The sequence below is a fragment of the Paraburkholderia sp. MM5496-R1 genome, assembly GCF_050436205.1.
GTDB lineage: Bacteria > Pseudomonadota > Gammaproteobacteria > Burkholderiales > Burkholderiaceae > Paraburkholderia > Paraburkholderia tuberum.
This window is the reverse complement of record NZ_JBNDLT010000002.1, coordinates 2070906-2083940: the sequence shown is the minus strand read 5'-3', so window position 1 is coordinate 2083940 and position 13035 is coordinate 2070906. Positions and strand designations below refer to the sequence as shown.

13 protein-coding genes are annotated in these 13035 nt (G+C 65.2%); 2 read left to right on the top strand and 11 right to left on the bottom strand.

Annotated features, from left to right (window positions below; genetic code table 11):
- Positions 1-121: 121 nt before the first annotated feature.
- The 6 genes from proC to OKW38_RS16530 form a co-directional block, all read right to left on the bottom strand.
- The gene (proC, locus tag OKW38_RS16555; protein ID WP_184055565.1) at positions 122-937 is read right to left on the bottom strand and encodes a pyrroline-5-carboxylate reductase; all 816 of its coding nucleotides are present in this window, start codon (positions 935-937) and stop codon (positions 122-124) included.
- A 76-nt stretch (positions 938-1013) separates the two neighbouring features.
- Positions 1014-1712: a YggS family pyridoxal phosphate-dependent enzyme gene (locus OKW38_RS16550; protein WP_429362351.1), complete on the bottom strand. Its 699-nt coding sequence runs from the start codon at positions 1710-1712 to the stop codon at positions 1014-1016.
- Positions 1713-1748: 36 nt separating this feature from the next.
- A complete protein-coding gene (gene glcF / locus OKW38_RS16545; RefSeq protein ID WP_187611123.1) occupies positions 1749-2975 on the bottom strand; it encodes a glycolate oxidase subunit GlcF in 1227 nt (408 codons plus the stop codon).
- 8 nt (positions 2976-2983) lie between these two features.
- Positions 2984-4072, bottom strand: a complete 1089-nt coding sequence (glcE, locus tag OKW38_RS16540; RefSeq protein WP_090803095.1) for a glycolate oxidase subunit GlcE — start codon at positions 4070-4072, stop codon at positions 2984-2986.
- Between the two features lie 182 nt (positions 4073-4254).
- Positions 4255-5748 (bottom strand): FAD-linked oxidase C-terminal domain-containing protein, encoded by a 1494-nt coding sequence (locus OKW38_RS16535; RefSeq protein WP_090803097.1) that lies wholly within the window; start codon positions 5746-5748, stop codon positions 4255-4257.
- Between the two features lie 153 nt (positions 5749-5901).
- Positions 5902-7320: an FAD-linked oxidase C-terminal domain-containing protein gene (locus OKW38_RS16530; RefSeq protein ID WP_429362349.1), complete on the bottom strand. Its 1419-nt coding sequence runs from the start codon at positions 7318-7320 to the stop codon at positions 5902-5904.
- Between the two features lie 271 nt (positions 7321-7591).
- On the opposite strand from OKW38_RS16530, the gene OKW38_RS16525 reads away from it, so the two are divergent.
- A complete protein-coding gene (locus OKW38_RS16525; RefSeq protein WP_090803100.1) occupies positions 7592-8146 on the top strand; it encodes a cob(I)yrinic acid a,c-diamide adenosyltransferase in 555 nt (184 codons plus the stop codon).
- A 54-nt stretch (positions 8147-8200) separates the two neighbouring features.
- Here OKW38_RS16525 and OKW38_RS16520 read toward each other — a convergent pair whose 3' ends face one another.
- The 3 genes from OKW38_RS16520 to aroG form a co-directional block, all read right to left on the bottom strand.
- Positions 8201-8533: a helix-turn-helix domain-containing protein gene (locus tag OKW38_RS16520; RefSeq protein ID WP_429362347.1), complete on the bottom strand. Its 333-nt coding sequence runs from the start codon at positions 8531-8533 to the stop codon at positions 8201-8203.
- Positions 8530-8874: a type II toxin-antitoxin system RelE/ParE family toxin gene (locus OKW38_RS16515; protein WP_429362345.1), complete on the bottom strand. Its 345-nt coding sequence runs from the start codon at positions 8872-8874 to the stop codon at positions 8530-8532. The genes OKW38_RS16520 and OKW38_RS16515 overlap by 4 nt, the downstream gene beginning before the upstream one ends.
- Before the next feature lie 203 nt (positions 8875-9077).
- Complete coding sequence (gene aroG, locus OKW38_RS16510; RefSeq protein WP_090805593.1) at positions 9078-10151, bottom strand: 3-deoxy-7-phosphoheptulonate synthase AroG; 1074 nt, start codon at positions 10149-10151, stop codon at positions 9078-9080.
- A 58-nt stretch (positions 10152-10209) separates the two neighbouring features.
- Between aroG and OKW38_RS16505 the strand changes: the two genes are divergently transcribed.
- Positions 10210-10461 carry a hypothetical protein gene (locus tag OKW38_RS16505; protein WP_221311849.1) on the top strand — a complete coding sequence of 84 codons (252 nt, stop codon included), beginning with the start codon at positions 10210-10212 and terminating at the stop codon, positions 10459-10461.
- 106 nt (positions 10462-10567) lie between these two features.
- Here the strand turns inward: OKW38_RS16505 and tldD are convergent, their stop codons facing one another.
- Both tldD and OKW38_RS16495 read right to left on the bottom strand, forming a co-directional pair.
- Positions 10568-12034, bottom strand: a complete 1467-nt coding sequence (gene tldD / locus OKW38_RS16500) for a metalloprotease TldD (RefSeq protein WP_090803105.1) — start codon at positions 12032-12034, stop codon at positions 10568-10570.
- Positions 12035-12121: 87 nt separating this feature from the next.
- The gene (locus OKW38_RS16495) at positions 12122-12985 is read right to left on the bottom strand and encodes a carbon-nitrogen hydrolase family protein (RefSeq protein ID WP_184062298.1); all 864 of its coding nucleotides are present in this window, start codon (positions 12983-12985) and stop codon (positions 12122-12124) included.
- Positions 12986-13035 lie beyond the last annotated feature (50 nt).

Below are 13035 nucleotides of genomic sequence, written 5' to 3'. Positions count from 1 at the left end.
CGCTTTTCTGGCTTCAGACCGCTGCGTTTCTACACGCCGTAGGCGCCTGCCCTGATGAGAAGAAGGACAGTCGCGCTACGGCGTGTCTGTTTCCGCTGTTTCTTTTCGACGCCGGTTCGCGTTACTGCTTGCCGAACTCGTCGCCCATCTCGCGCGCCCGCGCGTCAGCGGCCAGTGCGCCGCGCACGATCGCGTCCTTGATGCCGCTCGCTTCGAACGAGGCGAGCGCTGCCGCGGTCGTGCCGCCTTTGGATGTCACGCGCTCGCGCAGCACGCTCGGCGGCTCGTCGGAATTGGCCGCGAGTTGCGCGGCGCCCGTGAAGGTCGCGACCGCCAGCGCGCGGCCCTGCGCTTCGTCCATACCGAGCTGGCGCGCGGCTTCCTGCAGCGCTTCGATGAAATAGAACACGTAGGCCGGCCCGCTGCCCGAGATCGCGGTGACCGCGTCGATCTTCGCTTCGTCGTCGAACCAGACGGTTTCGCCGACCGCGCCGAGCACCTGCGAGGCGAGCGCGCGGCCCGCTTCGTCGACGCTGCCGCTGGCGACGAGACCCGTGACGCCCCTGCCGATCAGCGCCGGCGTATTCGGCATCACGCGCACGATGCGGTTGTGGCCAGCGAGCCAGCGCGACATGTCGCCGATCCGAATGCCCGCGACGATGCTGACGACGAGTTGCGACGCGCGCAGATGCGGCGCCAGCGTCCCGGCGACGCTCTTCAGGATCTGCGGCTTCACCGCGAGCACGACCGCGTCGTAGTCGGCGAGCGTGACGTCGGCGGCCGCGCCGGTGCGGATGCCGAATTGCTGCTCGTTGCGCTGGCGCGCGTCTTCGTTCGGATCGACCGCGTACAGGTCCGCGGGCGCGACGCCCCGCTTGATGAGGCCGCCGATCAACGCCGCGGCCATGTTGCCGCCGCCGATAAACGCAATTTTCATGATGGTCCGGGTAGGTTCAGATGAGATGCGGTGAGGGCTTCGCGCAGCCAGGTTCGCGCAAGGCCCGTGGAAATGCTCAGCGCGAATAATTGCGTGCGCCGAAGATCGCGGTGCCGACGCGCACGATCGTCGCGCCTTCGAGCACGGCTGCTTCGAGATCGGCCGACATGCCCATCGACAGCGTATCGAGCGCGAGCCGGTCGTTACGCAAGCGCTCGAATAGCTCGCGCAATTGGCGATGCGGCGCGCGTTGTTCTGCGAGATCGCCGCCCGGTTCGGGAATCGACATCAGTCCGCGCAGCTTCAGCTTCGGCAGCGCGGCGATCTGCTGCGCGATAGCGGCCGCCTCGGCGATGGCGACGCCACTCTTCGACGCTTCACCGCTGACGTTGACCTGCAGGCACACGTTGAGCGGCGGCAGGTGGTCCGGGCGCTGCTCCGACAGCCGTTGCGCGATCTTCAGCCGATCGACCGAATGTACCCAGTCGAAATGCTCGGCGACGGGCCGCGTCTTGTTCGATTGCAGCGGCCCGATGAAATGCCATTCGAGCGACGCGCGCAGATCGGCAAGTGCCTGGATCTTGTCGATCGCTTCCTGCACGTAGTTCTCGCCGAATGCGCGCTGACCGGCCGCATGAGCGGCGCGCACGGCATCGGCGGGAAACGTTTTGGAGACCGCGAGCAGCGTCACGGACTGCGCGACGCGGTGGGCCGCTTGCGCGGCCCTGGCGATGCGCTCGTGCACGTCGGCGAGATTGTGAGGCAGATCGGACATGGAACGAACCAGTGTTCAGCGAAGACGATGCCCCGATTATACGGACAGCATGTGCTCGACCAGCTCGATCCAGTGCGCGACCGGCGTCGACGTGCCGCTTTGCAGATGCGCGATGCAACCGACGTTCGCCGACACGATCACCTGCGGCTCCTGCGCCTGCAAACGCTCGAGCTTCTGGTCGCGCAGCGCGTACGACATGCGCGGCTGCAGCAGCGAGTAGGTGCCGGCCGAGCCGCAGCACAGATGGCTGTCGGCGGGCAGGCGCACTTCGACGCCGAGCGCGCCGAGCAGTTGCTCGACCTTGCCGCGGATCTGCTGGCCATGCTGCAGCGTGCAGGGTGGATGAAACGCGACCGTGTGTACCGAGCGGCGGCGCGTGATGGCGACGAGCTGTTCCTCGAACTCGGGCAGGATCTCGGAGACGTCGCGCGTCAATTCGACGATGCGGCGCGCCTTCTCGGCATAGTTCGGATCGAGGCGCAGCAGGTGCGCGTATTCCTTGACCGTCGCGCCGCAGCCCGACGCGTTCATCACGATCGCTTCAACGCCCTGTTCGACGTAGGGCCACCATGCGTCGATGTTCGCGCGCAGGTCGTCGAGCGCTTCGTCGTGGTAGCCGAGGTGCAGGCGGATCGCGCCGCAGCAGCCGGCGTCGGGCGCGATCAGCGTTTCGATGCCGAGCGCGTCGAACACGCGCGCGGTCGCGATGTTGACGTTCGGCATCATCGACGGTTGCACGCAGCCCGCCAGCATCAGCACCTTGCGTTCGTGTTTTGCGCTCGGCCATTCGAGCGGGTGCTGGCGCGCGGGCACCTTGTCGCGCAGCTTCTTCGGCAGCAGGCCGCGCACGTGCTGACCCAGCCGCATCGCCGGCGTGAAGATCGCGCTGTTCGGCAGCACGCTCGCGAGCAGGCGCCGCATCAGCCGCTGATTGAGCGGACGCGTGACTTTCTCTTCGGTGAGCTTGCGGCCGATTTCGACGAGCCGCCCATATTGCACGCCCGACGGGCAGGTCGATTCGCAATTGCGGCAGGTCAGGCAGCGATCGAGGTGAACCTGCGTGCTGCGCGTGACCGGCGCGCCTTCGACCATCTGCTTGATCAGATAGATGCGCCCGCGCGGGCCGTCGAGCTCGTCGCCAAGCAGTTGGTAGGTTGGGCAGGTGGCGGTGCAAAAACCGCAATGCACGCATTTGCGCAGGATGGCGTCCGCTTCGTTGCCATCGGGCGTATTACGAATGAAGTCCGCGAGGTTGGTTTGCATCGCGTCGCTCAGAAGTCGGAGTAGAGACGGCCGCGGTTGAAGATGCGGGCCGGGTCGAATGCATGTTTGAGGCCGCGATGGATTTTCATCAGCGGCGCGGGCAGCGGTGTGAATACGCCGGCGCCACGGTCGTAGCCGTGGCCGCTGCGGAAGATGGTCGCGTGGCCGCCGGCCTGTTTCGCGCTGATGCGCACGGTTTGCGCGTCGGTGTCGGTGATCCACCAGCGCTGGCCGCCGCCCCATTCCATCAGTTGCGCGCCGGGCAGCTGCAGCGGCTCGGTGATCGACGGTAGCGCGAGACGCCACAGCGCGGCCTTCGGTGGAATGCCCGCGAAAAACGAATCGGTCTGTTCGCGCAGGCCGGCCCAGAAGCGTTCAGCTTCGACCGCATCGACGACTTCGCCGCCGAGCCCGGTGCGCGCTGCCTTGACCGCGGCTTCCGCGCCGCCCAGGCGCACCGCGAGCGTGCCGTTGCGCCATGCGCTCGCGGTGATCGGCAGGGGCCGGCCGCCCCATTCGTTGAGCTTGCGTACCGCGTCGGTGCCGTTCATGTCGAACTTCAGCGTGGCTTCGACCTGCGGCCGCGGCAGCACTTTGACCGACAGCTCGAGGATCAGCCCGAGCGTGCCGAGCGAGCCCGCGAGCAGCCGCGACACGTCGTAACCCGCGACGTTCTTGACGACCTGGCCGCCGAAGTGCAGCACCTGCCCCTGGCCGTTCATCACGACGGCGCCGAGCACGAAGTCGCGCGCGGCGCCGACGGCCGGCCTGCGCGGCCCCGAAATGCCAGCGGCGATGCAGCCGCCGAAGGTGGCCTGCGGCCCGAAGTGCGGCGGCTCGAACGGTAGCATCTGGTTGTGCTCGGCGAGCGCGGCTTCGATTTCCAGCAGCGGTGTCCCCGCGCGCGCGGTGATCACGAGCTCGGCCGGATCGTACGCGATGATGCCGCGATAAGCGCGCGTGTCGAGGATCTCACCTTCCAGTGTCTGGCCATACCAGTCTTTGGTGCCGCCGCCGCGGATGCGCAGCGCGCGTCCCTCGGCGCTGGCCGAACGCACGCGTTCGGACCATACGGCGACGATGTCGTCCTCTTCCATGGTGGCCTGCTCGTTGTGTTTCGTTTGATTGTACCGGGCGGCGGCTCGCTGGCAAGCCGGAGCGCACCCGCATGACGGGGCGCGGCATCGGTCTGGAGGGGAGGGCGCAAAGCGCCGCGCAGGCCGCGCCAGCATCAGCGCGGGCGGGGCCAACGGTGGATGCGCGCTGCAAACGCCAGCCGCTAGAAGCGCGGCAGCTCGGGATGAGGCAGCAGGCCGCCGCGCACGTGCATCTTGCCGTATTCGGCACAGCGCGCCCGCGTCGGGATGCCCTTGTCGGGGTTCAATAGGCCGGGCGCGTCGAATGCTCGCTTGACCGCGTGGAACGTGTCGCGCTCTTCGGGCGAGAACTGCACGCACATCGAATTGATCTTCTCGATGCCGACGCCATGCTCGCCCGTCACCGTGCCGCCCAGCTCGACGCAAGCTTCGAGGATGTCGCAACCGAACAACTCGGCGCGATGCCACTCGTCCTGGTCGTTGCCGTTGAACAGGATCAGCGGGTGCATGTTGCCGTCGCCGGCATGGAATACGTTGATGCAGCGCAACTGGTAGGTCTTCTCCATCTCCTCGATGCGCGCGAGCAGCGGCCCGATACTGCGGCGCGGCACGGTACCGTCCATGCAGTAGTAGTCCGGCGAAATGCGGCCGGCGGCCGGAAACGCGTTCTTGCGCCCGGACCAGAAGCGCAGGCGCTCGGCTTCCGTGCGTGAAATCTGGATACGGGTCGCGCCGTGCTCGCGCAGCACCGCGGTCATGCGCACGATCTCGGCCGCGACTTCCTCGGGCGTGCCGTCCGATTCGCACAGCAGGATCGCCGCCGCGTCGAGGTCGTAGCCGGCGTTGACGAACTCCTCGACCGCGCGCGTGGCGGGCTTGTCCATCATCTCGAGGCCGGCCGGAATGATGCCCGCCGCGATGATGCCCGCAACGGCGTCGCCGCCTTTGACGACGTCGTCGAAGCTGGCCATGATGACCTGCGCGGTTTGCGGCTTCGGGATCAGCTTGACGGTGACCTCGGTGACGATCGCGAACATGCCCTCGCTGCCAATCAGCACCGCGAGCAGATCGAGCCCCGGCGCGTCGGGCGCGAGCGAGCCGAATTCGACGATCTCGCCTTCCATCGTGACCGCGCGCACGCGCAGCACGTTGTGCACGGTGAGGCCGTACTTCAGGCAATGCACGCCGCCCGAATTCTCCGACACGTTGCCGCCGATCGTGCAGGCAATCTGCGACGACGGATCCGGCGCATAGTAAAGACCATACGGCGCCGCGGCTTCGGAGATCGCCAGATTGCGCACGCCCGGCTGCACGGTCGCGATGCGCGCGTACGAGTCGACTTCGACGATCTTGCGAAAGCGCGCGAGCGATACCACCACGCCGTGCCGAATCGGCATCGCGCCGCCGGACAGCCCGGTGCCCGCGCCGCGCGGCACGATGGGCACCTCGAGGCGATGGCAGATCTGCACGATGCGCTGCACCTGCGATTCGGTTTCCGGCAACACGACCGCGAGCGGCAGACGCCGGTACGCGGCGAGCCCGTCGCATTCGTACGCGACGGTGTCTTCTTCGCGATACAGCAGACAGTGGGTCGGCAACACGGCCATCAGCGCCTGCACGACTTCGCGCTGACGCTGCGCGAGGACTTCGGCCGACAGTTCAGCGGGTGCGTTCATGTGAGTTGTCTCCTCGTGGCTTGCGCCGGTCCGGCTTGCTGGTTCGAGCCGGCTGTTTCGTGCTGCCTGCTTCGAATCACTTGCGTGTTCAGCTTGGCGCGGTTGCCGCCGGGCGCGTCAGCGGTTTGTCGCGGCCGGCATGCGCAATGTCGATCAGGCCGCCGCCCAGGCGAAAATCTTGCCCGGGTTCATCAGATTGCGAGGGTCTAGCGCGTGCTTGATGGAGCGCATCGTGTCGACCGCGACGTCGCCGTGCTCCTCGAGCAGAAAGCCCATCTTGTGCAGGCCGATGCCATGCTCGCCGGTGCAGGTGCCGTCCATCCGCAGCGCGCGCTGCACGATGCGGTGGTTCAGGCGCTCGGCTTCCTCGAGCTCTTCGGGCTTGTCGGGATCGATCAGGATCGCGACGTGGAAGTTTCCGTCGCCGACATGGCCGACGATCGGGCAGGGCAGCGGCGAGGCCAATAGGTCCTGCTCCGTTTCGACCACACACTCCGCGAGACGCGAGATCGGCACGCAGACGTCGGTGGTGACCGCGCGCGAGCCGGGCTTCAGTTGCAGCATCGCGAAATAGGCGTTGTGACGCGCGTTCCACAGACGGCTGCGGTCTTCGGGGCGCGTCGCCCATTCGAAGCCTTCACCGGCATTCTGTGCGGCGATTTCCTGCACGAGTTCGGCCTGTTCCTTGACGCCGGCCTCGGTGCCGTGAAATTCGAAGAACAATGTGGGCGCTTCGCGCAGTGTCAGATTCGAATGGCGATTGATCGAGCGGATCGCAAGTGCATCGACGAACTCGACACGCGCGATCGGCACGCCGATCTGAATCGTCTCGATGACCGCGCGCACCGCATCGCCCATCGACGGGAACGTGCATACCGCGGCCGACACCGCCTCCGGCTGCGGATAGAGGCGCAGCGTGATTTCCGTTATCACGCCGAGCGTGCCTTCCGAGCCGACGAACAGGCGCGTGAGGTCGTACCCCGCCGACGATTTGCGCGCGCGCGAGCCGGTCTTGATCACGCGGCCATCGGCGAGCACGACCGTCAGGCCGAGCACGTTCTCGCGCATCGTGCCGTAGCGCACGGCGTTAGTACCCGACGCGCGGGTTGCCGACATGCCGCCGATGCTCGCGTCCGCGCCGGGGTCGATCGGGAAGAACAGGCCGGTGTCGCGCAGCGCTTCGTTCAGTTGCTTGCGCGAGATGCCGGGCTCGACGGTGACGGTCAGGTCTTCGGCGTTGATCGACAACACCCGGTTCATTTCCGACAGATCGATCGACACGCCGCCTTGCACGGCAAGCAGATGTCCTTCGAGCGACGAGCCATTGCCGTACGGAATGATCGGCACGTCGTACTGGCCGCACAGCTTGACGGCGGTTTGCACGTCTTCGCTTGTACGCGCGAACACGACGGCGTCAGGCAGTTGCGGATCGAACGGTGATTCGTCGCGGCCGTGGTGCGCACGCACGGCTTCGGCAACGGAAACGCGATTGCCGAAAGCGGCTTTTAGCTGGTTCAGCAATTCGGCTGGAAACGGCCGGCGTAGCGGCGCCGGCGGCACGGGATGGTTCACGCATGTCTCCTGTGTCGACCGGAGTTAGCGCTACAGCGCTTACTCCGGTCCCATGCTTTAGCTCGATCGGAGTTGGCGCTTCAACGCTTGCTCCGGTCCCATGAAAGTTTCTTTAAATAACGGTCTGTTTGCAGCAAGTGTTTCATTTTACGCCGTTCGCCCGCCAGGCAGCGCTGGGTCGGCTTCCGCTCATATAATGGCGGCGATTTCGCGATGCGTGCAATATGGACAAACCAGCTGGCAGCATCGTCACTAATACATGGGAGACGTCATGGGCAATCGCCTCAGCAAGATCGCCACTCGCACCGGCGACGACGGCACCACCGGTCTCGGCGACGGTCGCCGCGTGCGCAAGGACAGCGCGCGTATCGCCGCGATTGGCGACGTCGACGAACTCAATTCGAATCTCGGCGTGCTGTTGTGCGAGAACCTGCCCGAGAACGTACGCGCGGCGCTGGTCGCAATCCAGCACGACCTGTTCGATCTGGGCGGCGAGCTGTGCATTCCCGGTCACACGATGATTACCGAACAGCATCTCGCGCAGCTCGACGGCTGGCTCGCCGACTACAACGCCACGCTGCCGCCGCTGAAGGAATTCATTCTGCCGGGCGGTTCGCGCGCGGCCGCGCTCGCGCATGTGTGCCGTACCGTTTGCCGCCGCGCGGAGCGGGCGATCGTCGCGCTTGGCGAACACGAGGCGCTGAACGCGGCGCCACGTCAGTACGTGAACCGGCTGTCCGATCTGCTGTTCGTGCTGGCGCGCGTGCTCAATCGCGCGGACGGCGGCACCGACGTGCTGTGGCAGCACGATCGCGGCGCGCCTTGAATGGCGACGCACATGTGCGCATGGACACGCACGGTGCTTCGCACGAGCCGACGCTCAACCGACGGCGAGCGTGACCGGCTTGCCGATGCGGCTCAGCATTTCCACGAGCGTGTCGATCGTGAACTTGGTGGTTTTCTTGTTGACGACGTCGGACACGCGCGGGCGCGACACCATCAGGATTTCGGCCGCCTCGGCCTGCTTCAGATGATGCTGTTCGATCCACGTGGACAGCTCGGTCATCAGCTGTTCCTTGAGCAGCCGCGTGTCGTTGATCTGCTTTTGCGACGCCGCGTGAAGGCGCTTCGCTTCATCGGCGGAAAAACCGAGTTCGAGCAACACGTTCGCGCCGGCTCGCGTTACGTGACGAATGTTGGTGTCGATCGTCATGGCTGGGTGGTCCTGTAATGGGTGATGGCGCGGTAGCGCGTTTCGGCAATTCTTCTGTCGTGCGGTCCGAGCCTCTGCGTTTTCTTCTGAAAGCAATGCAGCACGTACAGCGCTTCGGCGTATTTGGCGACGTACATCACGCGCAAAATGCCGTCCTCGTCTCTGATGCGAATTTCGCGCGTTCCGGCGCCGATAGACTCGAACGGTTTCCAGTCGTCAGGGTCGAGTCCTGACTGAATCTTGTGAAGCTGAAACCCTGCGAGACGACGCGCTTCGTTGGGAAAAGCGAGCAAATCACGGTAGCTGGAGCCTAACCAGCGAATTTCTTTTTCCTGCTCCATCGCCACCTCATGTATAAAATCTTATACGCATTCTCCGGCCTGGTCAAGCGTGTAAGCGACCAGGCAACGAGCTATGACGATATCGAGGCAGCAGGCTGAGTACCATTCGTCCGAATGGCCAATAAAAAAACCCGGTTCGATATTGAACCGGGTTTCTTCTACGGACTGCCGACAAGCCCCCGCAGTGGCGGCGGGGCAGGTGTTCAGTTGCCGCTGCCGCGCGCGACGCGGCGCTGCCTGACCGCTTCGGCAAGGCCTTCGAGCACCGCGACGCTTTCGTCCCAGCCGATACACGCATCGGTAATGCTCTGGCCGTACGTGAGCTCGCAGCCTTCCTGCAGATCCTGGCGACCCGCGACGAGGTGCGACTCCACCATCACGCCGACGATCCGCTCGTCACCCGCGGCGATCTGACGGCCGATGTCCGCGCACACCGGAATCTGGTTCTCGTGCTTCTTCGAACTGTTCGCGTGGCTCGCATCGATCATCAGACGCGCGGCGAGACCCGCCTTGCCGATGTCCGCGCAGGCCGCGTTGACGTTGTCGGCGTCGTAGTTCGGCGTTTTGCCGCCGCGCAGAATCACGTGGCAGTCCTCGTTGCCCGCGGTCGATACGATCGCCGAGTGGCCGCCCTTGGTGACCGACAGGAAATGGTGCGGCTGCGAGGCGGCCTTGATCGCGTCGACGGCGATCTTCACGTTGCCGTCCGTGCCGTTCTTGAAGCCGACCGGGCACGACAGTCCCGAAGCCAGCTCCCGGTGCACCTGCGATTCGGTCGTGCGCGCGCCGATGGCACCCCAGGAGATCAGATCCGCGATGTACTGCGGGCTGATCATGTCGAGGTACTCGGTGCCGGCCGGCAGGCCGAGTTCGTTGATGCGCAGAAGCAGTTCGCGCGCGGTGCGCAGACCTTCGTTGATCTTGAAGCTGTTGTCCATATGCGGGTCGTTGATGAGACCCTTCCAGCCCACCGTCGTACGCGGCTTTTCGAAGTACACGCGCATCACGACTTCGAGTTCGCCGGCAAAGCGCTTGCGCTGCTCGATCAGACGCCCCGCGTATTCGATCGCGGCCTTCGGATCGTGAATCGAGCACGGGCCGATCACGACGATCAGACGATCGTCCATGCCGTGCAGAATGCGATGCATCGCGGTGCGCGAGTCGTAGATCACGTTGGAAACCGTCTCGTCGCAGGCAAATTCGCGGATCAGGTGAGCGGGCGGCGTGAGTTCCTTCAATTCGCGAATGCGGACATCATCGGTATTGTGCGGGGGCATGTTGTTCTCCTGAATCGGTTCGTAGCGTGTTCGCGCGGGCAACGGGGGCGATCAGTCAGTGATCAAACAGCGAGGCCAGAGCGGACGACGATCAAAAAATGGTCAACGACAAAATGTCAGTCAGGTATCGAAAAGCGTGCGACGAAAAAAAACCGCCAGGCTAGCTGGCGGTTTTTCGGGAATTCTCGGTGTCCTGCGTGCACTAACACCCCTCTCGATCCGCCAGCGGTCTGAGATACCAAAAAAAGTAAAAATAAAACTTGGCGGACATGGCGAAGTGAATGCGTCGCTGGTCAAAAAGGGTGAGTGAGTTTATAACCCGGTACAGGCTCGGCTGACAAGCTGGGGCGTCGAAAAATGCGGAAAACCCGCACGCTTCGCGCCGTGCGTGCGCGAAGCGTGCATCCGTGACGAAATCAGGCCGTGCCGCCGACCGTCATCCGCTCGATGCGCAGCGTCGGTTGACCGACGCCCACCGGCACGCTCTGGCCTTCCTTGCCGCACACGCCCACGCCCGAATCGAGCTTCATGTCGTTGCCGATCATCGTGACGTACTTCAGCGATTCCGGTCCGCTGCCGATCAGCGTCGCGCCCTTGACCGGATACGTGATCTTGCCGTTCTCGATCATGTACGCCTCGGAGGCCGAGAACACGAATTTGCCGTTCGTGATGTCGACCTGACCGCCACCGAAGTTCACCGCATACAGGCCGTTCTTCACGGACGCGAGGATTTCTTGCGGGTCCTTGTCGCCGTTCAGCATGTACGTGTTGGTCATGCGCGGCATCGGCAGCGCCGCGTACGATTCGCGCCGTGCGTTGCCGGTGACCGGCATCTTCATCAGACGCGCGTTCAGGGTGTCCTGGATGTAGCCCTTCAGGATGCCGTCCTCGATCAGCGTCGTGCACTGGGTCGGATTACCTTCGTCGTCGATATTGAGCGAGCCGCGACGATTCGGCAGCGTGCCGTCGTCGACCACGGTGACGCCCTTCGCGGCGACCTGCTCGCCGATGCGTCCCGCGAATGCCGACGACCCTTTGCGGTTGAAGTCGCCCTCGAGCCCATGGCCGATCGCCTCGTGCAGCAGCACGCCGGGCCAGCCCGGCCCGAGCACGACGGTCATCGCGCCGGCCGGCGCCGGACGCGCGTCGAGATTGACGAGAGCGGCGTGCACCGCGTCGTCGACATAGCGCGACAGCACTTCATCGGTGAAATAGCCGTAGTCGAAACGCCCGCCGCCGCCGCCGCTGCCGATTTCGCGGCGGCCGTTCTGCTCGGCGATCACCGTCACCGAGACACGCACGAGCGGCCGGATGTCGGCCGCGAAGCCGCCGTCGCTGCGCGCGACCAGCACCACGTCGTATTCACCGGCGAGGCCCGCCATCACCTGCTGGATGCGCGGGTCGCGGCCGCGCGCCATCTGCTCGATGCGCTCGAGCAGTTTGACCTTGGCGGTGGCGTCGAGCGAATGCAGCGGGTCGGACGGCAGGTACAGATCGCGCCCGGCGATGCCGGTCAGCGACGACGCCACCTGGATCTTCTGTTTGCCGCCGCCTGCCTTGGCGATCGCGCGCGTGGCGATGGCCGCCTGGCGGATCGCTTCGGGCGACAGATCGTCCGAGTAGGCGAATGCGGTGCGCTCGCCCGACACGGCGCGCACGCCGACACCCTGATCGATGCTGAAGCTGCCCGACTTCACGATGCCTTCCTCGAGACTCCACGCTTCGCTGCGGGTGGTCTGGAAGTACAGGTCCGCGTAGTCGACGCGGTGCGTGAAGATTTCGGCGAGCGTGCGCGTGAGCAGCGATTCGTCGAGACCATAGGGCGTGAGGAGGATGTCCTTGGCGGCGGCGAGATTACGGATACCGGGTTCGATGATGTTCATGCGAAGTATGTTCTGCTCGATACGAAGGGGTCGGGGAGCGCCTGCGTCGCTATATGCGTGGCAGGCGCCGCAGTTTCAATGTCGGTTTCAGGTCAGCACGCGATGACGCCATGCCGGCAGGCTCTGCCGCACTTCGTCGATGCGCGCGCGTTCGAGGTTGCCCGCGACCACGCCGGCGCCCTCGTCGCGCACCGCGACGATCTCGCCCCACGGGTCGATCAGCATGCTGTGGCCCCAGGTGCGGCGGCCGTTTTCATGTTTGCCGCCTTGCGCCGCGGCGAGCACATAGCACTGGTTTTCGATCGCGCGAGTGCGCAGCAGCAGCTCCCAATGCGCGCGGCCGGTCGTGTAGGTAAACGCCGACGGCACCACGATCAGCGCGCAGTCGCCCATGCGCCGGTACAGCTCGGGAAAGCGCAGATCGTAGCAGACCGACAGGCCGACCCGGCCGAATGGCGCCTCGAAGCTTTGCACCGAGGTGCCGGGTCGAATCGTGCGCGCTTCGTCGAACGATTCTTCGCCCTTTTCGAAGTTGAACAGGTGGATCTTGTCGTAGCGCGCGGCCTCGTTGCCGTTCGGGTCGAACACCAGCGTCGTGTTCAGTACGCGCGACGGCTCCGGTGCGTTCAGCGGCAGGGTGCCGCCGATCACCCAGATCTGGTGGCGGCGCGCGGCGTCGGCGAGAAAGCGTTGGATCGGGCCGTCCTGATGTGGCTCGCGCACGGCGAGCTTGTCGGTGTCCTTGAAGCCCATGAAACAGAAATACTCGGGGAGCAGCACGAGTTGCGCGCCGTCGGCGGCGGCTTCGGCGATCAGGCGCTCTGCGTCGGCGAGATTGCGATCGCGATCCGGCGAACTGACCATCTGCAGCGCGGCGACCCGGAAGGGGCTGGCTACAAGGCCGCTGGAGGTTGCGGCGGATGCGGATGAAGTGACGTGTGTTTCGCTCATGAGCGTGTCGAAAGACTCCCGGCGGGCGGCGGTGTGAAGCGCGGGCGCCG